We start from the raw sequence: 23,633 nt of genomic DNA, 5'->3' as shown, positions 1-23,633 counted from the left end.
GTGTCACACTAATACGTAATACTCCTTAAGAGAGTTGCTGGCATAAATGCCATTAAAAACAAAATTTAATATAACCACCCACTATAGCTGCACCCATTGGATGTTATTTGCAAGGAGCTAGAGACTTTTCCACAAAGGAGAGCTGGTTGAAACTTTTTGCACACTTATGTTGCGTTATTGGTGGTTTACTAATAACGCTCCTTAGCCATACCGGTAATACCATTACCGCCGCAGTGGACGAGGACATTATTGCGGACTACCAATTATTTGTCGGCGAGCGCGACCCACTATCCATTAATTATTATGGCGGTCCGGGTGCGCGCCGCGATGTGATTGAAATTGTGCTGCTGCAACAAGCGTTACACCTGGGTGGATTTGAAGGGAAAGTGGTGCTGCGCCCGGAAAATAGTTATTTGCGGGTTTTAAAATTAATACAAGACGGCCAAGTGCCCATCTCCGGCGCACTGATGTGGCGCAATGATATAAAACCCTATGCCAAAGCCTTATTTAAAACCCAAGCGCTAGTGCATGAAGGTGAATTTATTGCCGGACTTTATACTCGCGCAAGCAATACTCGCGCGCTTGCTGCTACAACACTTGAACAAATTCGCCAATTGAGCGCCGCATCTAATGACCACTGGCAAGCAGATATTGCTACGCTTAAATCGCTGGGAATTAAAAAAATTTATTATGCAACTTATTGGGTGCAGATAGTGCGCATGGTAGTGGCTGGCCGAGCCGATATAACGCTAGCGCCGTTTCAAAGTAATCCTGAAATGAAAGTGCAGGTCGAAAACCTGGAGTTAATTCCAATTCCCGGAGTGAAAGTTACCCTGCCAGGTAGCCGCCACTGGCCAGTTAGTAAAAAACATCCGCGCGGGCAGGAAATATTTACCGCATTGAAAAAAGGCATAGCGCTACTGGAACAACAAAATACTATCCAGCGCGCCTATGAAGAATGCGGGTTTTTTCATCCGCGTGTAAAAGAGTGGACATTATTAAATGCTCCTGACAATTCAGCTCAACCTCGATCTATTTCCACCTCCAGCAAATCCTTACACCTTAAGCCTTAACAGGATCACTCTGGCTGGTTATTCTAGTTGCGTCTATTTTCCCGATAAGAAAACCTATGCCAGCCAGTATCGAAGCCTTAATCAATGGAATTTACCGCAGCGAATCGCGCCGTGTACTGGCGACATTAATTCGTCTGTTAAAAGATTTTGATCTCGCTGAAGAAGCCATGCACGATGCCTTTGCCGCCGCATTACAGCAGTGGCCGCAAGAGGGGGTGCCGCATAATCCGCGTGCATGGTTAGTCTCTACTGGCCGCTTTAAAGCGATCGATCAGATTCGGCGCCGCGCCAAATTTCATGTCTCGCTGGAAGATGTGGCAGAGCAATTGGAAGAAGAAATTCAGGAACAGGAGGAGGATGCCACAAGCCATCTTGAAGATGACCAGTTGCGCCTTATCTTTACCTGCTGCCACCCGAGCCTTGCACCGGAAGCGCAAATGGCACTCACCCTGCGCGAAATTTGCGGGCTAACAACCGAAGCAATTGCGCGCGCCTTTTTAACCTCACCCAGCACACTTGCGCAGCGCATAGTGCGCGCCAAAAATAAAATTCGCACTGCAAGCATCCCCTACGAAATTCCCGCACGCAATGAATTGCCGGAGCGATTAGACGCTGTCTTACACGTAATTTATTTGGTCTTCAACGAGGGCTATTCCGCATCATCCGGCGCGGTATTGATCCGCCAGGAATTAACGCAAGAGGCAATTCGTTTGGGGCGTCTGCTGGCCGATTTATTGCCCGAGCCGGAAGTGCTTGGCCTGCTTGCCTTAATGTTAATTCAAGATTCACGGCGCCATGCACGCAGTGATAACAACGGCGATTTAATTCGCCTGGAAGATCAAGACCGGCGCCAATGGGATCACGCACAAATTGCGGAAGGCAGCGCATTAATTCACCGTGCACTGAGCGCTGGGCAAGTAGATATTTACTGCTTGCAAGCGGCAATTGCTGCACTGCACGCCACTGCGCCCAGCTTTGCCGAAACCGATTGGGCGGAAATTTGCGGTTTTTACGAGTTATTATTGTTGCGCACCCCCTCACCTATTATTCAACTCAACCGCGCAGTGGCCATCGCTATGCGCGATGGCCCAGCAGCCGGTTTAACCCTGCTCGAGCAACTGATTACACAGCAACAACTGACCGATTATTACCTACTCCATGCCGCGCGCGCGGATTTGTTTGCCCAGTTAGGGGAACTTGAGTGCGCAACCGCTGCCTACACTATGGCGCTGGAGTTAACCGAACAGGAACCAGAGCGTCGGTTTTTGCAGAAACAAATCACTCGCTTGCGCCACTAGTGCGCTTACACTATTTTAAAAAAACAAACCTAACCAATATTTTTTAAGCTTCAACTAAGTATTGGTCGATATCATCCAGAGCAATGCCTGTTACAGACATCGCACCTTATTGCTATGGGTAATCGCTTGTGTATAACGCCTCTACGCTACTGCTTGACATAGCCCCCTACGCAAGCTGCGGGATTTTATTGCTCATCATTGTGGCTACGGTTTATTTACGCAGTGCAATTCTTCGCTATAGCGAAAAAAATCTACCGCACAGTTTTCAGCAATTTAAGCTCCGCGAAGAGCGTCAAGACGACACCACCAGCCTAGCGCTCTACCACTTCATCATGTCCAATGCCTTTGAGCAAACCCATGATCCGGTTTTTATTGCGCTGTGCCGGCGCTATATTCGCTGGAGCCAATTATTTATTGTATTTTTTGTTATCGCCATTATCGATATGCGTGGTATCTGCCACCTGCTCTCGTTAAGCTAGAACAATTGCCTGGCACAGCAAACCAGTGGTTTATCTCGGAGTTACTTCATGCGGGTGTTATTGATCGAAGATGATCAAATGATTGGCGAATCCGTTGCTGAAAGCCTGAAAGATTCAGGTTACGCGGTTGACTGGGTAAAAGATGGCGATGCCGGATTACATGCAATTGCCAGCCAACAATACGATCTTTTGTTATTGGACTTGGGGCTGCCGCGCAAAGATGGCATTAGCGTATTGCGCAGTATCCGCCAGCAACAATATTCCCTGCCGGTCATAGTATTAACCGCGCGCGATGCGCTGGAAGATCGCATTGCCGGATTGGATGCAGGCGCCGATGACTATCTGGTGAAACCCTTTGCCCTTGGCGAATTAAATGCACGTATGCGCGCCGTTTTGCGTCGCCAAGCCAACAACGCCAATCCATTATTGGGCAATGGCATCATTTCATTAGACCCGGTTACACGCGAAGCATGCCTCACCGATGCAACACCGCTGCGTTTATCTGCCCGAGAATTTGCTCTGCTGCAAGCACTGCTGGTGCGCCCCGGTGCGATTTTATCGCGCGCCGAGCTGGAAGAAAAAATATATGCTTGGGGCGATGAAGTAGAAAGTAATGCAATCGAATTTTTTATTCATTCATTACGCAAAAAATTTGGCAGTGACATCATAAAAAATGTGCGGGGGTTAGGGTGGATGGTCGCAAAAGCAAACTGAGTGATTCGCTGCAATTTCGCTTATCGATCGGCATGACCAGCGCCATATTAGCCATGGCGTTAGTGGCGGGATTATTTTCCTACTGGTGGGCATTTGAAGAGGCGATTGAACTGCAAGACGAGCAACTGATTCGGCTGTCGGCATTAGTTAATCATCAGCGTATTGTGCAGCCAGCGGCGAATACGACCATTGAAGTTTCAAGCGCTGACCCTGAATCTCATTTTGTGGTGCAGTGGTTAGACAGCACACTAGAACAAGGCACCGTTGAATTAACTGATCTTCCGGCAGACTTACCCGAGGGATTACAAACACGATTAGTAGAAAATACCAGCTGGCGCTTGCTGGTAAAAACATTTCCAAATGGTGCGCGTATTGTGGTGGGGCAGCAAACGGAAGTGCGCGATGAGCTCGCACGCAATAGTGCGCTCAACACGCTGATCCCGCTGATTATATTGATCCCACTCTTATTGCTCTGGGTTGGTTATCTTATTCGCCAAGTATTTGCACCCTTAAAAAAAATGGCACTGCAACTCGATCAGAGCACAGACAACAATTTAACCTCACTGCCCGAAACCGATCTCGCAGCAGAAATTTCACCCTTTGTCGGCGCGATTAATCATCTATTAACACGCGTGCGCGATTCCATCGCCCAGCAGCGACAATTTGTTCGCGATGCAGCCCACGAACTCCGCTCGCCACTCACCGCTATTTCGCTGCAAGCCGAGCGCTTGGTTGAGCTCAGCTCAGGGCAAGAGAATATTCACCACCGCTTAATTAATTTGCACCGCGCCACCGAGCGCACCCGCATTCTGATCGAACAACTCTTAACTATGGCGCGTGCGCAAGATAAACACATCAGCGTCTACAGTCAGCTATCGGTAAAAGCTTTATTGCGCGAGCTGCTGGAAGATTTATTGCCCTTGGCCGCGGTGAAAAAAATTGATGTCGCGGTGATTGGCAATGATGTTCAGGTATATAGCCAAACGATTGATTTACAAATCCTGCTTAAAAATTTAATTGAAAATGCCATTCACTACACGCCACCACAGGGGAACATCGAAATTGTATTAAGCGAGAACAATCATTGCGCCGAAGTACTGGTGCGCGACTCAGGGCCAGGTATTGCAATTGCCGAGCAAATACGGGTGTTTGATCCTTTTTATCGTGTGTTAGGCAATGACCAACCCGGCTCAGGTCTTGGCCTTTCTATTGTGCGCACCATTGCCAATCGCTTAAATTTAAAGGTAAGTCTGTACAACAATGATGCCGCAGAACAAACCGGCCTGTGTGTGCAAGTCACCTTTCCCGCGCAGGTGTTAAAGCCTTAATAACCCGCCAAGGTTACAAGGCTTTTTTACAGCTGCGCACTATATCCAAATCCGCAGCGTATACCTGGGTTTGCACATTCAACATGCCCAGCACAGTATGAAATAAATTGTCATGGGAGTAGTCCTTGCTGGTGAGATTGGCCAAACACTGCTGGTCGATATGATTGGCCGTTTTATAACCCGCGGATAACCACATAAAAAAAGGAACCTGTTTTTGTTCTTTTGGTGCGATTGAATAGGGCATACCATGCAGATACAAATGATTTTCCCCCAGCGACTCCCCGTGATCCGATAGATAAATCAACGCCGTGTTGTAGTCTTCACTGTTGCGTTTTAACCACTCAATAGTTTGATTGAGAAAATAATCGGTATAACGAATCGTATTATCAAACGCATTCACCACTTCTGCTTGACTACAGTGCTGCAACTGATTCGTTTTACACACAGGCGTGAAATAGGTTTTGTCTTGCGGATAGCGGTTATAGTAGTCCGGCCCATGACTGCCCTTTTGATGCAGCACAATGACTTTACTGCCGTTAGTAGTAGCAATTTTTTCACTCAATTGCTGCAATAAAATCTCATCAAAACATTCACGTTCGTTGCACAAATCCGGCACTTGCAAGTGTTGCATGTCTTCATAGGCAACACGATCGCACGCTCCTTTACAGCTGGAATTATTATCCCGCCACAATACCCACAGCCCCGCATGTTTTAGCACATCTAACAGCCCTTCTTGTGCCTTGGCCTTTGCATCGGAATAGTTGCTGCGTTCAAGCGCGGAGAACATACAGGGAACGGATACAGCAGTCTCTGTGCCGCAAGAGCCAACTCGTTTGAAATTAATAATATCCTGCTGCGCAATCAGCGGTGTGGTATCGCGGTTATAACCATTGATAGCAAAATGATCGGCACGCGCCGTTTCGCCCACCACTAAAATAAATAATGTAGGTTTTGCTTGTGCTTTTCCAAAAGGGCTCAGCGCTGCGTCCTGTCCAATCGGTTTCACCACGATGGGATGATTGCTAGTGGTTGCGTAAGATAAACCCGCATAAATAACATTGAGCGGATTGGCCATTTGGCGGATATTTTTATGGTTGCGAAAAAACGAGGCATAGTCCATCGACATACTCATGATCAATGCCAAGCAACCGATAAAAGTGAGCAGAATAAATTTAACCTTACGCCAAAGTTCCAACTTCACACTGCCAAACTTCACCTTTACTTTTAACAGCAATAACGATGGCAACACTCCCAAAGCAAACCAATAGAGCAAGAGCCTGCCGCTCAATAGCGCCATGGATTCAGCCATATCGGTTTCCATCACATTCTGAATCATCATGCGATGGATCACTACGCCATAGGCATCCATAAAATAGGCAACACTGGCGGCAACAAAAAACAACAGCGACAACACCGGCTTAAAAACATAGGGCAGTGCAATAAATGACAGCACCAACGAGGTAAACAGCCAGAGCACCAAACTCACATTGGCGACAAACAGAATACCTTTCAAGCTGGCGACACTCACCAAACCGAAGATTGCTTCAAAAAATGTTACGTTATAAAACACAACAAACAAGAGTGCCGACAAGAGCGCAATGGTGTTTGCACTAAACTCTACTTCATTGTGTTCAACACGAGCAGCGGCAGAAGCAGTTATAGACATATCAAGGCCTCCTCAATTTTAGTTTTCGCGGATGCCTTGAAAAAAATAAGATAGAGCAAGAGTGAGTAGAACCAACAGATTGCCAGCGCCCAGAGATCGTGTGAGAGAAAATGTGCGCCGCGCAATTGTTGCGCCAGACCAAAGATAAAACCCACCAACAATGGCAGGATCAAGCCAAAGCGGCGTAAAGGCGATTGATAATGTAAACCAAAAAAATAAGCGGCAATCCAGGCGTATCCCGCACTCGCATGCCCGGCGGGAAAACAGCCCTCACCATTGCGCAACAACAACTGATCGATCACATTGCTATAAAGAAGATCGCCACCATAGCGCGAAAATTCCCAAGGGCATGACACTGCAAGTAGCGACTTCAAAGCACTGATTAACAAACTTCCGCCCGCAGCCGCCAACAATAAATAGAGCAAGGGTTTTTGATGGGGGCGCAAAAAACGATTGAAGTGCGAGGCGATAACGAGAGACAACAAGATTAAAGCAAGCAATAGTGAGAGCGCGCGACCACCCTTATGAAAAAAAGTTTCAGCCAGCCAAGCATTTTTTATCGCCCAGCTATTGCCCTGAATAGAGTAAAAAAAATCTGCCAAGCGACGATCCACATCCCCCACAACAATGATAATCGAGGCGATCGCCAATGCCGCCAAGGGATAAAGAAGATGCGTGACTAGCAGTTTGTTGCGAAAGAGTGGCATAGAAGAGATCATCAATAATGAAAGCGATGATCTTAAAATAGAAAACTTAGCTCTCCCTTAAATGCCCGCTAATCCATGCCGATAAATACAATCTGAAATTACAACTGCACATCCTTACTGAACAGATCCTGTAATTCTTTACGGCTTTGTTTCACCATAACTGCTAACTCTTCCGGATTTTTACTCATCGCAATCGCGGCGTGCAGCAAACCCATATCGTGTTCGCGGAATATATCAATAGCATGCTGGGATTGCCCCTCGGTATAACCCACTTCGATGAGCGCCCGCGCAGCAGCACTAAGACTGGATTCGTAAATCTCGCGAATCGGATTCTCTACTCCTAACTCGGCCAATTGATAGGCGTGGGCGCGGTCGCGGGCACGCACAATCAGGGTAATGTGCGGAAAGTGCATTTTAACTAACTTGGTAATGGCGAGTGAGGCTTCTATATTAATCAAGGCAATCACCAACACTTTGGCATCGCGAATGCCCGCTGCCTCTAATAATTCAAGGCGAGTCGCATCGCCGTAATAACTTTGTACGCCGTAATTTTTTAGAAATTCGATATGATCAGGATTTTTATCCAAGGCGTTAAAGGGGATATCACCAGCGGTAAGAATACGGCCAATAATTTGGCCAAAGCGCCCGAAACCCGCAATGATTACTTCCGCCTTTTGAGCTTCTGGCTGCTCCAGCTCCTTGAGTGCATTGGCGATTTGGGTTGCTTCTGCGCGCGCTTTTTTCTTGAGCGAGCGCTTATGGGTAATCTGCTCATGCAACATCACCAATGGGCTGGTCAGCGCCATAGAAATACCCACCACCAACACCACATAACTGGCAATATCATCGGGAATAAAGTGCGATTGCCCGGCAGTCGCCATCACCACAAACGCAAATTCACCACCCTGCGCCAACATAATTCCCACTAACATACCGTCTTTTATCGGATGCTGGCGCAAGCGCAATATCAACGCAATTACGGCTATTTTTATCAACATTAATACCAATGCCAGCGCGACAATTAACAGCGGCTCGGCAAACAATAAACGTAAATTTAATGACATGCCCACGGCGATAAAAAATAGACCGAGCAACAAGCCTTTGAAGGGTTCAATATCCGCCGCCAACTGATGGCGAAAGCTGGATTGCGCCAACAGCATGCCGGCTAAAAATGCACCCATACTCATGGAGTAACCCACCATTTGCATTAAGTAGGCAACACTCAACACAATTAATAAACCGGCTGCAGTAAGAATTTCACGGCTGCCATATTTGGCCACAATTTGTAAAAGCGGATTAAAAATTCGCGCACCAGCTAACAACAAAAATGCCACAGTGCACAGCCCCACCCACCAAGGCACCGGGTGCGCAGCATTCGCCGAGGGCGACCAAGTGGCCAACAGTAATAAAATAGGAATGACCGCAAGATCTTGCAGTAAAAGAATTGAAAAACCTTTGCGCCCAATACGCGAGCCCATCACCTTGTGCTCTTCCATTAATGGCACTGCAAACGCAGTAGATGAAAGTGCAAGCGCAAGGCCAATCATAAAACCCTGCTGCCAGGTTAATTCGACCAATAACGCGAGCAGCCCGCTAATCATCGCGGCGGTTAATAACATTTGGGCGCCGCCGAGCAGCCCCACATCAAAACGCATTTTCCACAATTGCTGCGGGTTTAATTCCAAACCAATTACAAACAGCAATAACACCACACCCAATTCAGAAAATTGAAATGCCGCTTCCGGTTGATAAATCAGCCCCAGCTCGTAGGGCCCAATAATTGCCCCCGCCACCAGATACCCCAAAATCGCCCCCAACCCCAAGCGCCGAAACAGCGGCACGGCGATGGTAGCCGCCAGTAAATAATAAATCGCGTGCAGCAGTGTTTCGTGATGTTCCATGGTTCGACCTTTTATCCGGTTACAACTATTTGGCGCTATAGCAACTAAGTGACTGACTATAAAGTAGTTTTAGCGAGCACCCAAGAAAATGAAAGTATAATTTTATCGGCATGTCGATTTCCCCTCTCCCCGTTCGACTAGATTGTGAAAACAACTTGCCCGTTAAAATCTATCCTCGTAAATAAGGAGACTGTTATGACTCATTACATCGATGGTTTTTTATTACCTATCACTCCAGAAAAATTGCCGGAATATCAGAAAATGGCTGATTTATCCGGTTCAGTTTGGAAAGAACACGGTGCTATCGCCTATTGGGAATGCGTGGGCGATGATTTGGACATTCAGGATATGACCTCTTTTCGCACTATGGCAGACTGTAAAGACAATGAAACCGTGGTGCTCGCTTGGATTGTTTACCCTTCGAGAGAAGAGCGCGACCGCATTAATGCTCTGGTGATGGCTGACCCGCGCTTGGCCGATATGTGCAACAAAGACAATCCACCATTCGATTTCAAACGCATGGCCTATGGCGGTTTTAAAGAACTTGTGCGCTACGAATAGTTAATCGCCGTCACAAGCTACAATTTTTAAGGGGGATATTTGACATCCGCCTTAAATAATAATTTGCACAGGAATTTTTATGAAATATCTCTGTTTGGTTTTTTACGATGAAAACATTATTAACAGTATGACTTCCAGCGAATGGCAAGCGCTGAATCATGAGTGTGTGGCCTGCGGTGAAGGATTGCGTGCGAGCGGAAAAATGATTGGCGGCAATGCGCTGCACCCTTCAGCAACCGCGACCAGCTTACGTATTCGCGAGGGCAAGCCGCTGATTACCGATGGCCCGTTTGCCGAAACCAAAGAGCAATTGGCCGGTTACTACATGTTGGACGCACGGGATTTAAATGAAGCCATTCAACTCGCGAGTAAAATTCCACCCGCGCGTTTTGGCACAATTGAGATTCGACCCATCCGCGAATTGGACCCTGAAAAAGATGAACGATTCCAACAGCACTTTGCTTGAACCCGATGCCAGCGCCATTTTGTCACCGCGTTTTGTAACAGCAGGCCCATTATTGATTGCCGGTTTACGCGAGCCACTCGATGCAAATGCCGCGCAAAAAATCCCGCAACTTTGGCAGGAACTAATCGCCTGTTGGGATGACATTCCACAGCGTGTTGGCGCTGCCGATTATGGTTTGTGCATTCGGCTTAACGATCATGAGTACTATTATATGGCCGGCTGCTCCGTGTGGGATTTCACTGGGCTACCAGATAAATTCAGTCCATTTATTATTCCCTCGCAAACCTACGCGGTGTTTAACCATGTAGGTTCGGTACAGTTTATTTGCAAGACTGTTGAGGCTATTTTTGACCAGTGGCTGCCACGATCAGCTTATCTACATCAGGCACCGAGAGAAAATGCGCTGCATTTTTTTGAGCGCTATGGCGAACAATTTGACCCAATCACTGGCGAGGGAGATATTGAAATATGGCTACCCGTTATTCCTAATCGACTAATTTAATTAAAAAAACGGAGAGCCTAAACTCTCCGTTTTCACTACCAAGCTAACCGCATTATTGCAACCGGGTTTTAGACTTGTCAGTTTCCGGGCTTGAATTAAGAGACACGATACGTGTTTTACTAATTTTATGGCGATAAATTTCACGCAGGTATTTGATCGCTTTTTTCACGCTGTCGCGCGACAGGCGAATATCGTTGATCGAGCAAAACTTGTCGGCATCATTGATTAACTCGCGGTACTTTTTCTCGTACATGGGTTTAATCGCATACCAGTTAGTATCGAGAATTTTTGCCGGGTTCTCATACTCGTTGAGCATTTTATCTACTAGCTTTTCGTCGAACTCTTCAGCGCGAATAAAATCCAACATAGCAGCATCTAACTGCTCATCAAAGCGGTAGGGGTCTTTGGCAAAACAGCGCTTGATAAAGGCGACAATCAAGGTAAGAAAGTCATCGCTCAAACAGGGGCTTTTTACAATCAGCGTGGTCAGCGAGATATTAGCCGAGGCGCCGATCACCAGAGCGTAGCGCTTCAGCGTAGTATTGGGGAACAATGCATTCAAATGAGACTTGAGTTTATTCAAGTCCATGTAGCTTAGTTTGTAATCTTTTGGCAGCGAAATAATCGACACAACCGATGAACAATTCTTAAAGAAATGCAGATCTTTTAATTCATTGGCGTCGTAGCCTTTTTGCAAATAGTTTGCCAGCGATTCGCGGTAGCGCGCCGACTCAATTGGCAGCAAACTAATACCTTCAATCGCCTGGGTTATTTTATTAAAGTGTGGCAAATCTATCGAGCGATAAAACAAATCATCAATGTTCAGCTCACCAATTTTTTTGGTGTCTATCCCGCGCAGCTTATCCACCCCTTGCGGCAAACTGCTGGGAATAACCGATTCGGCATAGGCAACGGCCACAGGGCCTGCGAGGCTCATAAACAAGTCGTTGGCATCGAGGCGAATAGTTTCGCCTATATCGATACCGGCGCGACGGAAATAATTTTCGTCGTAGTCAGTGGTAACCGCTTGTGCGGTGAGAATATTAAAAATCTGCTGGGAGATATACTGGTTGGCGTACTTCTCCATGGCGTTAACATCGATATGCTGAATTGCACCTTCGTCGGTTTCTTCGGCGTAACGCATGATGTCGTTGGAGATCAGCATCATCGCATTCCAGGGGCGAATACGATGCATCACACTGGCTTCACTGCTGTCTTCATTGTCGAAGTTGTACGAGAAATCCCACTCCTCTGACAAGTATTTACACAGTAAACGCCCGGCGTTGATATGCAGAGCTTCCGACATTTCTACACCGTGGTCAGAAATATTCGGCAGAATACAAATACCGCTAGTGAAGATCGGTTCAAACACAAAAGAGTGGCCGTGATTTTCTGCGCTTTCAGGTTGTGCGCGGGAATCAAAGGTTTTGCTCATATAGGCATATTGCTGCGCAAGACCAAACTCGCTCGCCATGCCCGAACCGGTGCCGCCCCCTGCGCTGAAAATATAAAAATACAACCGCGACTGATTGGCTTTAATGCCACAGGAATCAATTAGATAAGAGTGCACGAATTTCCAATCGGGGTTGGAAAACCGCTGAGTATCTTTGTTTAAAATGATTTTAGCCAGATATTGGCCGAGAATCGGTGCATTACCCGAACCACCGGCATGGACTTCTGACAAGTCCATGATTTTCATTTTGGTGTAATCTTTAAGAAAACCCGAGCGCTCACCTTTGTGAGAGAAACGAATACGCCCCTCGATGTCTTTATCCAAATCGCCCAACATCACCAGCGGCTCAATCAAAAATACCGGTTTAACTTGATGACTACCCTTTAAGTGCAGGCTGCGTTTAATCCAGCGCATGGGCTTGTCCTGCTCACGCACTTCTTTTTCTTCACTATTGAATTCGTGGAGATAAAAATTGCGCGCGTTATACACCAGCGAGGCCACATCCAATGCGATATTGGAACCGCAGCGCCCCAGACCGATCAGACAGACCGATGGAAACTGCGGCTGCTTGTAACTCTCGGAATCCTGCTGATTGGCGGTGTGTGGATAAACGCTGGTGCGCAGCGTGTCCAAGTTATGCAAGATTTTATTGAGATCGCGCTCGGTGAAATACATATAACCATTGCTCGGCACTGGTGTGAGCAAATTAATGACTTGCTCATCCGGCGGCGAATCCAGAGTGATTAGGTCATCTTGGTCTGTGGGCTCTGTGGTGCGAGTGGTTTTTCTGGTGGCCATGGGTGTAGATCCTTGGTGAGCTGCGCTGGGCGTTTTTTAAACCAATTCCTGCAAACCAAACCTAAAAAACAATTTGGCTTATGGTCTAAATTCCTATTAACGCTAGCCGCGACTTGGCATAAATACAAATTTGCATGCCGCAATCACACAATAAGTCGCCAAAATCTACTCTTTTACCCCTTTGCTGGTTTAGCGCCGCTCATTTAAGGCGGCTAGCACCTTGGCATCCCGGGCATAAATATCCGGTTTGAATGCAATGCGAGTTTCATCCAAAGCATCCACTGTCCAGTAGGCGAGCAATATGGGCACACGCTTGGCCAGCGTGACGTTACGGGTTTTGCCTGTCGCCAGCGCTTTATTGATCGCCGCAGAATCCCATGCAGGCGTTTCGGCTAACAGCAGGTCAACCAATTCCAATACGCGCTCCACCCGGATGCAACCAGAGCTAAACGCCCGCTGGCTCTTATTAAATAATTTTTGGTGCGGTGTATCGTGTAGGTAAACAGAATGACTATTGGGGAAGCGAATCACCACCTTACCCAGCGCCGCGTCGTCACCCGCGTCCTGCCGCAAGGTGATATTGCCGGGTCTCTGCCAATCGACAGTCGCCGGATCTACTTCTTTGCCACTGCTATCCAGTACGCGGATATTGCGCTCGCGCAAGTAATTCAGGTTTTGTCGCACCTTGGGCAATACATCCTTGCGCAGTATGGTGGGCGGCACAGTCCAGGTGGGGTTGAGGGTGATGTAATTGACCTCCGATTTAAAAATCGGCGTAGTGCGATAAGCCATGCCCACCTGCACCCGCGAGCGCCAAATGGGCTGGCTCGCTTTAAAATAAGTGACTTTAAACCCGGCCACATCGACCAATAACATCTCTGGCGGGATGCTGTGCAACAGCCAGCGCGCGCGGTCAAGGTTGACGCGGATCTGATCGATTCGCGCTTGCACCGAGATATTTAACGCGGCGCGGGTCGCCGGGCCGATTGCGCCATCCACCTCCAGATATTGTTCAGCTTGAAACTTCTTAACCGCTTCCACTAAGTATTCATCGAAAACCTCATCGGGATTAACCGGTGCCTTGCTGGAAGATTGCGCGGATGACACCGCAGCAAACGCAGTAGGCTCAAGGCTTGCAGCGATCGAACTGGATTCGCTAGCCGCCGCCAGTGATGACTCATCACCTATTGCGCTGGCAGCCGCACTGGAGCTGGATGCAACTAACAACGCCGCTTGGGCTTTTGCCTTGGCCTCGGCATTCGCGATCAAACACTTTTCCGCAGGCGTTGGCTCAGTGTCATCAACCGGTAAGCCCGGATCGACATACTCACCGGTGACGCGCAAGCGCTGGCGCAGGATAGCGACCGATGGATCCACCATGCAGGGCTTGAGCGTCTCCCCCACCGGCAGCGACGGCCAGCCACCCTGTTCAGCCAATTGACGATACTGCTGTAAACCCGCTTTAAAGCTGCGATAGGTAGGGTGCTGCGGCCGGGTTTGTTCAAATAAGCGGGCAATTTGGCCAGCCTCTACGCTCTCAATCAACCGCGTAACATCCGCAATAGGTGCCATATCCTGCAGTTCAAAATCCCACTGCGGCGCAAGGCCGGCGGAATCTACCTTGCCGTGATACAAATGGTAGAGCGCCCGCAGATAGGCATTGGTTGCACGCAATTCATCGGCAACCCGCATAGGAACGGCTTCCGGGGAATCATCGCCCAGCAGCGGCAGGGCGTGGCGCAATTGCTGGAACTGATAATCCGCCGGTGTAAGCCCATCGGCCTCCAGCTCTTGCAGTGCGCCAATCAACTGTTCCAGGCGACCGGCCTGATCCCATATTGGGCGATACTGGCGCTGCTCGTAAAAATCGACCAACGCTTGAGTCAAATTATAGGAGGCAGGTGTACGGCGCCCCTCCAGCACATCCAGCTGTAAAGCAACCATTTGCACTTCAATTTCGCGGGCAATCAAGCTTGCGGCACTAAGCGCCTGCCCCATACTGGCAGCGGACGGATTGCCCCCTTCGGCCACGGCAAAGGTAGTACCAACGCCGAGTAACACCAGTAACAATCCTTTCGCCAAGGCAAGACGAGAACACCTAACAGATCCCATTAAACGCGATAACAACATAAACGAGCGCTCCTGCGCGCTTAAAACAACGTGAATTTATTCCCTAAAAAGCGACCCCAAATACAATATGGCGATTATTTTTTGAACTTTTGTTATTTGCCGCATTCCCATATGGATGCTAGCATTTCAACACTATTGAATTAACTGACTACGCATAAATTTTCATAGCAAGGCTGCTACAACTTTAATTACCCAGCGCATTCGGGGCTATCCATGTTGTACAAAACCCTTAAGGGCCGCTTTTTTTTGGCCTGTTGCAGCCTTCTATTCACGCTAAATACGGCAATAGCACAAGATCGCCCAACGAATCCGTTTAATTACACTCCTTTTAGCAAAGACCAAACCTCCGCTGACCTGCTTAACAAACTTAGCCGCGCAGCGCCTGCTGCTAACCCCAAAGTGATTGGACTGGCACTATCCGCCTTGAACTGTGCGCTCACACAAGGCATGTCGCCTGCACGCAACCTGACGGTAATCGATTACTCGCTAGTCTCGACCAAACCGCGCCTGTGGGTGTTTGATCTGGTCACCGGCAAACTCCTGTTTCAAGAGCTGGTCGCCCACGGCATGAAAACCGGCAAAAATTTTGCCCGCAATTTTTCCAATACTACTGGCAGTCATCAAACCAGTCTTGGCCTGTTCCTCACCAAAGAAACCTATATGGGCGCCAATGGCTATTCACTGCGAATGGAAGGCTTGGAGGACGGCTTCAACGACAAAGCCATGGAGCGCGCAATTGTGTTTCATGGTGCCGATTATGTGGATTTAAAGCTCGCCAAAAAACTCGGCCATCTTGGCCGCAGCCATGGCTGCCCTGCGGTACGCAGAGGTATAGCGCGCAAAGTGATTGACACCATCAAGGGCGAACAATTTTTATTTTCTTATTATCCCGACCGGCAATGGCTTGCCAATTCACAATTTTTAAACTGCCCGGACAATGGTCACTTGGCGCAAAAGTAATTCTCCTCTCCCCATACGACCCTCCCGGCCTCCTGAGCGCCCCCATGCGTCGAACAGACTCTGTAAAGCTATGTTAACAATCTTTTGATTTATCTGATAATTTTATCAAGCTATGTAAAAGCAGTCGCCGCACTTCACTTTACCCGCTATAACTACACTCAAAAGCACAATCAAAAAAATACAACCATAACAATCAAGACAAAAATTCCACTACAAAAGCTCAGGGTCAAACTCCATGAATAATCGTTTGTTAACACGCGGCTTACTGCCCGCCATCGGCCTGCTCAGCACTGCATTTATCTATTCGGCAACCTGCGTAGCGGCTGAAAAAAAAGAACCCTGGCAACTCGCCGAAGAAACCGAAGTATGGGAACCAGTTCCCGCTATTATCAGTGTTCCAGCAAGCGGCATACCTTCAGATGCAATGCAACTATTTGATGGGAAAAATTTAAACCAATGGCAAGGCGCCGAAGGCGGCGAAGCGAAATGGAAAGTTGTCGATGGCGCACTGGTGGTAGTTCCCAAAACCGGCGACATCAAAACAAAAGAAGCTTTTTGCGATGTGCAACTGCATGTTGAATGGAAAACCCCCACCTTAATTACCGATGAAAACGGCAAATTACTGGAAGGCCAAGGGCGCAACAACAGTGGTGTTTTTTTGCAGGAGCGCTACGAAGTGCAGGTATTGGATTCCTACAACAATAAAACCTATCCCAATGGCCAAGCGGGATCGATTTACAAACAATCTATCCCGCTGGTAAATGCATCGCGCGCACCGGGCGAATGGCAAACTTACGATATTATTTTCACCGCGCCAAAATTTGATGCCGCGCAAAAACTGACATCACCCGGTTACGTGACCGTGTTGCACAACGGCGTTTTAGTACAAAACCATTTCGAAATTCAGGGCGCCACCGAATGGATTGGCAAACCCGTCTACAAAGCCCACGGCTGCGCGCCGATTCGCTTGCAGGATCACGGCAATGCAATGAACTTCCGCAACATTTGGGTGCGCAAACTTTAATTTCCTGTTCTTTCCGCTGACAGTTGCTTATTGCTCACACTGTCGATTGTTTGCGCCGCAGTTATTCACTGCGGCGCTTTTTTAGTGCAATGACATAGGTAAAGATTATGTCTCTCCTGAATAACCTTGGATTATTTTCAAAAGTCGCGCTACTGGGTTCGCTCATCGCCAGTGCTATGCCGCTCTACGCACAAAACCCAGCTGATTTTTTTAAAGCGAACAACGCTTGGGTTAACGCCAGCAAAGTAAGTGCAGTCGGCAACAAATTACAAGCGACTATCGCCAGCGATGGCGAGATTCTCCTACTCACCACTAACGGCAGCGCTGAACACCTGAACACAACTGCATACCTCGGTGACTCTGTACTCGAAACAGAATTTTTAGCTCCAGAAGGCAGCGATGCAAAACTCTATGTGCAAGGTCGTTATGCAATAGACCTCAACAATGTTAACAACGAATGGCAAAAGTTATACGTCACCTTCCGTGCGCCGCGCTATAACGAAGCCAGTGCAAAAGTAGACCCGGCATTAATTGTGGAAGTGCGTATCAATGGTGAGACTGTATCGATAAATGATATCCGCACCGGCATGAGCGAAAATGCCAATGTCGGCTGGGAAAATCCGGCGGGCAACACCAGCTTTTTGGTTAAAAAAGGCCAACTGGCACTGCGCAATTTCACCATCGCGCCTGCAGATTTTTCATTAATCACCATGCCAAAAAAATCCGGCGAAGCCACCAATCAAAAAGAGTTGGTGGATTTTGTTGCACTCGGCAAAGAAACCTTTGAATCGGTTGGCTGTAATGCTTGCCACTCGGTAATTAAGAATGATTCCGGCGTTAGCTCTGGTCCGAATTTATTTGGCTTATTTAAACGCGAGCCGCGTGACCGCGAAATCGTAGAAGGTGGTGAAGGCCATCGCTTCACCATAAAGGCAGATCGCCAATATTTACACCGCAGCATTCGCGCCGCCACCGATCAATTAGCCGTTGCTGAAAGCGGCGCTAAAAAAGGTGAAGCCTTTCTGCCCATCATGCCGGCATTTTCTCCGCAGGTATTAAGCGACTTACAGATCAACGCAATTGGCGATTATCTCGCAACACTAAACGATGTGCACGACCAAGGCCCAACCATTAAATTGCTCGCGCAAACCGGCGCCGAAGAATACGACCCCATCGCCGACCGTTTGCAATTATTAGTTGACGATGAAGTGCGCATTCAGCGCGGGCCTATGACTGGTGCGTCCGGCCGGGCAATTCACGTAGGCTCGCCTTGGGGTGTTAACTATTCATTTGATCCACGCTTGCTGGCGATTACCAAGATTTGGCAAGGCGGATTTTTGGATATGACTGGCGAGTTTACTAATCGCGGTGGCAAGGGTTTAAAAATGGGCTTTGAGAGCCGCGAAATTAATTTTGGCAATCAGGAATTTTTATTTGTCCCACTCAATGCGCAGGGCAAGATAATCGACTTCTCCTTTAAAGAGGCAAAATTTGGCGATGTGGAAACGATTAAGGCATCACTCAACAGCAAAGAAGATCACCTGCCCCGCGTCGCGGCAATGAATGCACAATTTTTAGGTTACACGCGCAATTCAAAACAAAAAAGTGAATTGCCAACCTTTAATTATCGCGTTGGCAACAACACGATAAAAGTCCAAACTTCGATTGCCGCAAACGGCGATGTGAATATCACCGTAAACGGCGAACTAAAAACTGCACAACAATTCTCGCTCAATACACAACTACTGCAAAACGCAGCAGTGAACAAAGGTAAAATTAGCAACGGCCAATGGACCGTGCCTGCAGACAGTAAAAGCGCCACGCTCACCGCAAAAATGCAAGTTGCCAATAATGTCTGGCATGCAAGAAAATCAGACTTCGATTATCGCAAACAACCGATCAGAATTACCCAAGCGAAAGCTGATCTGCCGGCGGGTTACAGCATCGAAAGTTATTATCCACCCAAAGATAATTTTGGCCGCGAGCAATTGTTTGAAGCGCTTGGCTTAGCTTTAACCCAAGACAACACTACAGTAGTTGCAACGCGCACTGCGGGAATCTGGCGTATGGTAAAAGGCCAATGGCATTTGTTTGCTGAAGGCACTTTTGACAGCCTTGGTGTATTAGTTGAAGACAAAAAAGGACTCAGCGTAATCGCCGGGCAAAAAGCCGAACTCACGCGTATTAGCGATACCAACGGCGACGGCATCGCCGACAGTTATGAAACTTTATTTGATGCCCACTCCTATCACGGCAACTATCACTCCTACATGCACGGCCCGGTACGCGGCAAAGATGGGGCTTACTACATCAGCATCAATCTAGCCGACGGCGGCGATGGCTCCACTTACAAAGCCAATGGTAAATACATGGGCTCACAAGGTGGATTATCGGGCTGGAATATTCGCATTGAACCCAACGGAAAATTTTCGCTCTGGGCAAATGGTTTGCGCAGCCCTGCCGGTTTAGGAACGGCGCCAGATGGTCGCCTGTGGTATTCCGATAATCAGGGTGAATTTATGGGCACCTCGAAAATTTTTATCATCGAAAAAGATAAATTTTACGGTCATCCATCAGGCCTTGTGGATTTGCCCGGCATGACACCCGACTCGCCAGAAATTGCGTGGGACAAAGTACAAAACAAACGCACTAACGCAATTGTTTTGTTGCCACACAATCGTGTTGCCAATTCGCCCGGCAATCCGGCATGGGATACCACCAAAGGAAAATTCGGTGCATTTGCAGGTCAAATGTTAATGGGCGATCAAACCCAATCGAATTTATTGCGCATCGCGTTTCAAACGGTTGATGGTGTTGAGCAAGGCAGTGTGATGCCGTTTATTGATGGCCTCGAATCTGGCGTAATGCGCCCACTCTTTTTGAAAGATGGCAGTTTATTACTCGGTCAAACGGGTCGCGGCTGGCAAGCAAAAGGTGGCCATATTGCGAGCTTACAGCGTATTGTGTGGGACGGAAAAACCATTGCACCAGCAATTAAAGAAATGCTCGCTACCACAACCGGTTTTAGCCTGGAATTAACGCAAGCAATTGACAATAAAATAACGGCAGACGAATTAAAATCGCTGTTAACCTTGGAGTCTTGGGTGTACCGCGATGCGCCGGATTACGGCTCGGATGAACTGGGTTTACAACAAGAAGCAATCAAATCGATTTCACTGAGTGATGACCGTAAATCTATTCGGATTGATGTGGCATCGCTGGAGCAAGCAAAAATTCACCCGCAACAAACTGCGCGGGTTTATCACGCACAGTTAAAAACTCAATCATTGTTTAGCAAAAACGCCCCAGAAAAAATGGATGCTTATTACACGCTGTATAAGTTTCCCGCAGTTAAAAATTAAGCAGATAAATTACCCAAGTGCGATAAAAATGGATTCCGGCATTTGCTCTGAGACCGTGCGCAGCAAGGATGCTGTGCCCGAGCCTACATGGATGTATTCACGGCGTGTCTCAGAGTGAGTGACGGAGTCCATTTATCCCCCAGTTAAAAACCAAATTACCATACAGATAAACTAAGGCTTTAAATGAAAACTTTCCGCCTCTCCCCATTATTTCTTGCAGTAATTACACTACCCACACTGGCCTCTACCGAAGAACTTATTGTTACCGGAAGCTATAGCCCAGTCACTAATGAACAATTATCGTCTTCTGTTTCGATAATCAACAAAGAACAATTGTTGCAACTCAGCAATCACAGTTTGATTGATGCCTTGCGCCAAGTGCCCAGCCTCTGGGTAGAAGAACAAGGTGGCCCAGGCGGGATTACCTCAATAGCTTTGCGCGGCGCTGAAGCAAACCACACGCTTGTCCTGCTCGATGGTGTACAACTTAACGACCCCACCAACACTCGCGGCGGCGGGTTTGATTTAAATGGCATCAACATCGAATCCATCGAGCGCATTGAAATAATTCGCGGCGCACAATCAGCAGTCTATGGTTCAGATGCACTCGCTGGTGTGATTCACATCATCACCCAAACACCGGGAAAAAAATCCACTACCTTAAATGCAAGCTTGGGCAGCGATGATTACAGCAGCGTTGGTGTATCTACCAGCGGCAGCATCAACAAGCTCAGTTATGCATTTAGTTTGCAAGGTAAAGATGCTGGCGAACCCGTTGTTGGTAGCACTGCAAAAAATACTGAATTCACCAGTCGCTTGAATTGGCAACACGATGCACACGCCGTGAATTTTAGTTATCGTTATTTTGATGGTGAACGCACCAGTTTCCCCGAGCAAAGTGGCGGGCCGGAATTTTCTGTTGGTCGGGACTTGGACATGAGCGATTATAAAGACCAAAGCGCCGCAATGAGTTGGGTGTCGCAGGTTAATCACATTTGGAAAAGCAAAGTAAGTGCAAGCTGGTATGAACGCGACGAAGATCTGACATCACCCGGCATTATTCCTTTCGATGCAGTTCCACCCAATGGTTCGGTAGTTGACTTTAATCGCACCCAATTTAGTTGGATCAACACCCTCGGCGATCAGCAAAAATTCTGGGCGAATATTGGTGTAGAGACTAAAAAAGAAGATGGAGCCAGCGCAGGCTATTTATATTCACCGGATGTATACCCGATTAATTTTGCACTGGATCGCCAAATTGACAGCGCCTTTATCAATTTGAATACCTATGCCACTGAGGCGTGGTTAGTGCAAGCCAGCATTCGCCGCGATGATGCAGAAGGTTTTGATGCGAATGACAGCGGCCAAATCGGCACTAAGTTTACCGTCAATGACAATTGGACACTGTTCGCCAATTGGGGCGAAGGATTTAAACTTCCGAGCTTTTTTGCGCTGGGCCATCCACTAGTGGGCAACGCCGATTTGCAACCCGAAACAGTCACCACCCGCGATGCCGGTTTTGAATTTAATCAAAACACATTCAATGCACGGGTCAGCTATTTTGACCATCACTATCGCAACCTGATCGATTTTGATTCCGCAACATTCAAAAATGTTAACCGGTCACGGGTAGAAACCAGCGGAGTTGAATCTGAATTTAATTGGCAAGTACAAGAAAATCTCAGCTTACGGGCGCATGCAACCTATACCGATATCGACATGATATCGTCCGACAATCATTTACTCGGCCGTCCACAAGTTACCTATGGCACATCTATTAATTACGCGTTAAACGATGCGTGGAGCTTTAACGCACAATATATGCGGGTAGATGAACGCTTTGCCGTCAGCCGCTACACTGGCACTGATGTAGAACAAACACTCAACGCCTACAACCGTTTTGATGCGAGCGCACACTGGACACTCAATGCTCAACTTCAATTGGGCCTGAGTTTGGAAAATCTTGCCGATGAAGACTACTACACCGATATAGGTTTCCCAGCGGCAGGGCGCAGTGCAAAAATCAATGTGAAATTAAATTTCTAAACTTTTAGTGAACTTCATAAAAACCGCTCATGCGCAAGCTGGGCGGTTGACCGTTAGATTTATTCGTGATCCGCACGTTGGTTGATTTTTACCCTAGGCAGGTTGGGAGCATTCGCTACTCCCGCTAAGATTTAAACAAAAAATAACTTACATACCATAAACGAAATCTCTATTCTTGGCATCCGCTAGATGAGTTGAGAGTTTAATGATGAATCCGCAGTTGATGGTATGGTTGATGGTGATTGCAAGCACCTTCTTTTGGGGCAGTAATTTTAATGCAGGCCATGCAATCGCAGATGATGTAGCACCGCTTACCGCAGCCGCTGAACGCTTTGGTATAGCACTCATACTGTTTTTATTATTGCGCCTTGTGCAGGGTAAAGCCGAATCCCGGTTGCAATGGAAAGATGCGCGCGTACTGATTCCGCTTGGCATTATTGGTGTGTTCGGATTTAACTACGCTTTTTTTACTGCACTGCACACTACATCGGCATTAAATGCAGCGTTAATTATGGCGCTATCGCCCATGTTGTCACTGGTGTTTTCTGTCTGGCTACTCAAAACCCGCATACAAACTTATCAATACATAGGTATTGTGTTGGCTTTTATGGGCGTCAGTTTGGTGATTACCGGCGGGAATTTTGCTTTATTACATATCGCCCTTGGCGATGCGTGGATGCTGGGCGCCTGTATTGTTTGGAGCCTTTATAGTGTGGGCACAAAAAAATTTGCTGGCCACATTCCATCATTACAACTGGCGCGCTGGACGGTCAGCATAGGTGCAATTGCATTAATGATTAGCGCCAGTGTCATTGAACAACCTTTTGCGACCATTCCGAATTTATCCTTAACAACCCATGGAATTTTATTTTATATGTCGATCTGCGGAACTGTATTGGCATATATTTTTTGGTTGCGCGGCGTGCATTTTCTGGGGCCAGACAAATCTGCAATTGCGTTTAATCTAGTTCCCGTTTCTACGCTTTTGGTAAGCCTCGCACTGGGCACCCTGCCCAATATCATTCAGCTATTAGGTATGTTGTTAGTGTTATTTGGAGTAGTAATTTCCAGCGGTTGGCGGCCAGAGTTTAAACGCGCAGTTGTGTACAAGGCTAAATAGAAGGGTGTCGTCATCCCCGCTTGCGGGGATCCATAGATATAGAAT

General features: G+C 47.6%; 19 protein-coding genes. 13 read left to right on the top strand and 6 right to left on the bottom strand.

Translation table 11 applies throughout. From position 1 onward, the window contains the following. The first annotated feature begins 146 nt into the window (after positions 1-146). From AWU77_RS11845 to AWU77_RS11825, 5 genes are all read left to right on the top strand, one after another. The gene (locus AWU77_RS11845) at positions 147-1,073 is read left to right on the top strand and encodes a hypothetical protein (RefSeq protein ID WP_062063638.1); all 927 of its coding nucleotides are present in this window, start codon (positions 147-149) and stop codon (positions 1,071-1,073) included. A gap of 56 nt (positions 1,074-1,129) precedes the next feature. Continuing rightward, entirely contained in the window at positions 1,130-2,371 is a 1,242-nt protein-coding gene (locus AWU77_RS11840) for an RNA polymerase sigma factor (protein WP_062063636.1), read from the top strand. Positions 2,372-2,499: 128 nt separating this feature from the next. Next, positions 2,500-2,850, top strand: a complete 351-nt coding sequence (locus AWU77_RS11835) for a hypothetical protein (RefSeq protein ID WP_062063633.1) — start codon at positions 2,500-2,502, stop codon at positions 2,848-2,850. A 48-nt stretch (positions 2,851-2,898) separates the two neighbouring features. Further along, positions 2,899-3,564, top strand: coding sequence for a response regulator (locus tag AWU77_RS11830; protein ID WP_062063631.1), 666 nt, complete (start codon positions 2,899-2,901; stop codon positions 3,562-3,564). Beyond that, a complete protein-coding gene (locus tag AWU77_RS11825) occupies positions 3,540-4,892 on the top strand; it encodes an ATP-binding protein (RefSeq protein WP_062063629.1) in 1,353 nt (450 codons plus the stop codon). The genes AWU77_RS11830 and AWU77_RS11825 overlap by 25 nt, the downstream gene beginning before the upstream one ends. 13 nt (positions 4,893-4,905) lie before the next feature. Here the strand turns inward: AWU77_RS11825 and AWU77_RS11820 are convergent, their stop codons facing one another. The 3 genes from AWU77_RS11820 to AWU77_RS11810 all read right to left on the bottom strand — a co-directional run bounded on the left by AWU77_RS11820 (position 4,906) and on the right by AWU77_RS11810 (position 9,166). Next, positions 4,906-6,558: a phosphoethanolamine transferase gene (locus AWU77_RS11820; protein ID WP_062063627.1), complete on the bottom strand. Its 1,653-nt coding sequence runs from the start codon at positions 6,556-6,558 to the stop codon at positions 4,906-4,908. Next, the gene (locus AWU77_RS11815; RefSeq protein ID WP_062063625.1) at positions 6,549-7,265 is read right to left on the bottom strand and encodes a phosphatase PAP2 family protein; all 717 of its coding nucleotides are present in this window, start codon (positions 7,263-7,265) and stop codon (positions 6,549-6,551) included. The genes AWU77_RS11820 and AWU77_RS11815 overlap by 10 nt, the downstream gene beginning before the upstream one ends. A gap of 98 nt (positions 7,266-7,363) precedes the next feature. After that, positions 7,364-9,166 (bottom strand): monovalent cation:proton antiporter-2 (CPA2) family protein, encoded by a 1,803-nt coding sequence (locus AWU77_RS11810; RefSeq protein ID WP_062063623.1) that lies wholly within the window; start codon positions 9,164-9,166, stop codon positions 7,364-7,366. A gap of 195 nt (positions 9,167-9,361) precedes the next feature. On the opposite strand from AWU77_RS11810, the gene AWU77_RS11805 reads away from it, so the two are divergent. From AWU77_RS11805 to AWU77_RS11795, 3 genes are all read left to right on the top strand, one after another. Then, positions 9,362-9,727: a DUF1428 domain-containing protein gene (locus tag AWU77_RS11805; protein WP_062063620.1), complete on the top strand. Its 366-nt coding sequence runs from the start codon at positions 9,362-9,364 to the stop codon at positions 9,725-9,727. A 79-nt stretch (positions 9,728-9,806) separates the two neighbouring features. After that, a complete protein-coding gene (locus tag AWU77_RS11800; protein WP_062063618.1) occupies positions 9,807-10,193 on the top strand; it encodes a YciI family protein in 387 nt (128 codons plus the stop codon). Then, a complete protein-coding gene (locus AWU77_RS11795; protein WP_062063616.1) occupies positions 10,165-10,695 on the top strand; it encodes a GyrI-like domain-containing protein in 531 nt (176 codons plus the stop codon). Before AWU77_RS11800 ends, AWU77_RS11795 begins: the two co-directional genes overlap by 29 nt. 52 nt (positions 10,696-10,747) lie before the next feature. Here AWU77_RS11795 and AWU77_RS11790 read toward each other — a convergent pair whose 3' ends face one another. Together AWU77_RS11790 and AWU77_RS11785 are read right to left on the bottom strand one after the other, a co-directional pair. Continuing rightward, a complete protein-coding gene (locus AWU77_RS11790; protein ID WP_152625344.1) occupies positions 10,748-12,946 on the bottom strand; it encodes a hypothetical protein in 2,199 nt (732 codons plus the stop codon). 189 nt (positions 12,947-13,135) lie between these two features. Then, a complete protein-coding gene (locus tag AWU77_RS11785; protein ID WP_062063614.1) occupies positions 13,136-15,076 on the bottom strand; it encodes a murein L,D-transpeptidase in 1,941 nt (646 codons plus the stop codon). A 213-nt stretch (positions 15,077-15,289) separates the two neighbouring features. Between AWU77_RS11785 and AWU77_RS11780 the strand changes: the two genes are divergently transcribed. The 3 genes from AWU77_RS11780 (at position 15,290) to AWU77_RS11770 (ending at position 20,422) form a co-directional block, all read left to right on the top strand. Then, the gene (locus tag AWU77_RS11780; RefSeq protein ID WP_062063612.1) at positions 15,290-16,036 is read left to right on the top strand and encodes a murein L,D-transpeptidase catalytic domain family protein; all 747 of its coding nucleotides are present in this window, start codon (positions 15,290-15,292) and stop codon (positions 16,034-16,036) included. A 235-nt stretch (positions 16,037-16,271) separates the two neighbouring features. Then, positions 16,272-17,060: a DUF1080 domain-containing protein gene (locus AWU77_RS11775; protein ID WP_062063610.1), complete on the top strand. Its 789-nt coding sequence runs from the start codon at positions 16,272-16,274 to the stop codon at positions 17,058-17,060. 107 nt (positions 17,061-17,167) lie between these two features. Next, a complete protein-coding gene (locus AWU77_RS11770; RefSeq protein ID WP_062063608.1) occupies positions 17,168-20,422 on the top strand; it encodes a hypothetical protein in 3,255 nt (1,084 codons plus the stop codon). 9 nt (positions 20,423-20,431) lie between these two features. Here AWU77_RS11770 and AWU77_RS20850 read toward each other — a convergent pair whose 3' ends face one another. Further along, positions 20,432-20,554, bottom strand: coding sequence for a hypothetical protein (locus tag AWU77_RS20850; protein ID WP_255353644.1), 123 nt, complete (start codon positions 20,552-20,554; stop codon positions 20,432-20,434). A gap of 51 nt (positions 20,555-20,605) precedes the next feature. Between AWU77_RS20850 and AWU77_RS11765 the strand changes: the two genes are divergently transcribed. After that, positions 20,606-22,468: a TonB-dependent siderophore receptor gene (locus AWU77_RS11765; protein WP_062063606.1), complete on the top strand. Its 1,863-nt coding sequence runs from the start codon at positions 20,606-20,608 to the stop codon at positions 22,466-22,468. A 205-nt stretch (positions 22,469-22,673) separates the two neighbouring features. Continuing rightward, positions 22,674-23,588 carry a DMT family transporter gene (locus AWU77_RS11760; protein ID WP_202966647.1) on the top strand — a complete coding sequence of 305 codons (915 nt, stop codon included), beginning with the start codon at positions 22,674-22,676 and terminating at the stop codon, positions 23,586-23,588. Positions 23,589-23,633 lie beyond the last annotated feature (45 nt).

The organism is Cellvibrio sp. OA-2007, from assembly GCF_000953825.1.
In the GTDB taxonomy this organism is placed as follows: domain Bacteria; phylum Pseudomonadota; class Gammaproteobacteria; order Pseudomonadales; family Cellvibrionaceae; genus Cellvibrio.
Note: the sequence above shows the minus strand (reverse complement) of the source record. Positions and strands in the feature narration are given on the sequence as shown.

What these genes read in the sequence shown, in the direction of transcription:
- AWU77_RS11840 (WP_062063636.1), top strand. Translation starts at nt 1,130, where the DNA reads ATGCCAGCCAGTATCGAAGCCTTAATCAATGGAATTTACCGCAGCGAA.
- AWU77_RS11830 (WP_062063631.1), top strand. Translation starts at nt 2,899, where the DNA reads ATGCGGGTGTTATTGATCGAAGATGATCAAATGATTGGCGAATCCGTT.
- AWU77_RS11820 (WP_062063627.1), bottom strand. Translation starts at nt 6,558, where the DNA reads ATGTCTATAACTGCTTCTGCCGCTGCTCGTGTTGAACACAATGAAGTA.
- AWU77_RS11815 (WP_062063625.1), bottom strand. Translation starts at nt 7,265, where the DNA reads ATGCCACTCTTTCGCAACAAACTGCTAGTCACGCATCTTCTTTATCCC.
- AWU77_RS11810 (WP_062063623.1), bottom strand. Translation starts at nt 9,166, where the DNA reads ATGGAACATCACGAAACACTGCTGCACGCGATTTATTATTTACTGGCG.
- AWU77_RS11805 (WP_062063620.1), top strand. Translation starts at nt 9,362, where the DNA reads ATGACTCATTACATCGATGGTTTTTTATTACCTATCACTCCAGAAAAA.
- AWU77_RS11800 (WP_062063618.1), top strand. Translation starts at nt 9,807, where the DNA reads ATGAAATATCTCTGTTTGGTTTTTTACGATGAAAACATTATTAACAGT.
- AWU77_RS11795 (WP_062063616.1), top strand. Translation starts at nt 10,165, where the DNA reads ATGAACGATTCCAACAGCACTTTGCTTGAACCCGATGCCAGCGCCATT.
- AWU77_RS11790 (WP_152625344.1), bottom strand. Translation starts at nt 12,946, where the DNA reads ATGGCCACCAGAAAAACCACTCGCACCACAGAGCCCACAGACCAAGAT.
- AWU77_RS11785 (WP_062063614.1), bottom strand. Translation starts at nt 15,076, where the DNA reads ATGTTGTTATCGCGTTTAATGGGATCTGTTAGGTGTTCTCGTCTTGCC.
- AWU77_RS11780 (WP_062063612.1), top strand. Translation starts at nt 15,290, where the DNA reads ATGTTGTACAAAACCCTTAAGGGCCGCTTTTTTTTGGCCTGTTGCAGC.
- AWU77_RS11775 (WP_062063610.1), top strand. Translation starts at nt 16,272, where the DNA reads ATGAATAATCGTTTGTTAACACGCGGCTTACTGCCCGCCATCGGCCTG.
- AWU77_RS11770 (WP_062063608.1), top strand. Translation starts at nt 17,168, where the DNA reads ATGTCTCTCCTGAATAACCTTGGATTATTTTCAAAAGTCGCGCTACTG.
- AWU77_RS20850 (WP_255353644.1), bottom strand. Translation starts at nt 20,554, where the DNA reads ATGGACTCCGTCACTCACTCTGAGACACGCCGTGAATACATCCATGTA.
- AWU77_RS11765 (WP_062063606.1), top strand. Translation starts at nt 20,606, where the DNA reads ATGAAAACTTTCCGCCTCTCCCCATTATTTCTTGCAGTAATTACACTA.
- AWU77_RS11760 (WP_202966647.1), top strand. Translation starts at nt 22,674, where the DNA reads ATGATGAATCCGCAGTTGATGGTATGGTTGATGGTGATTGCAAGCACC.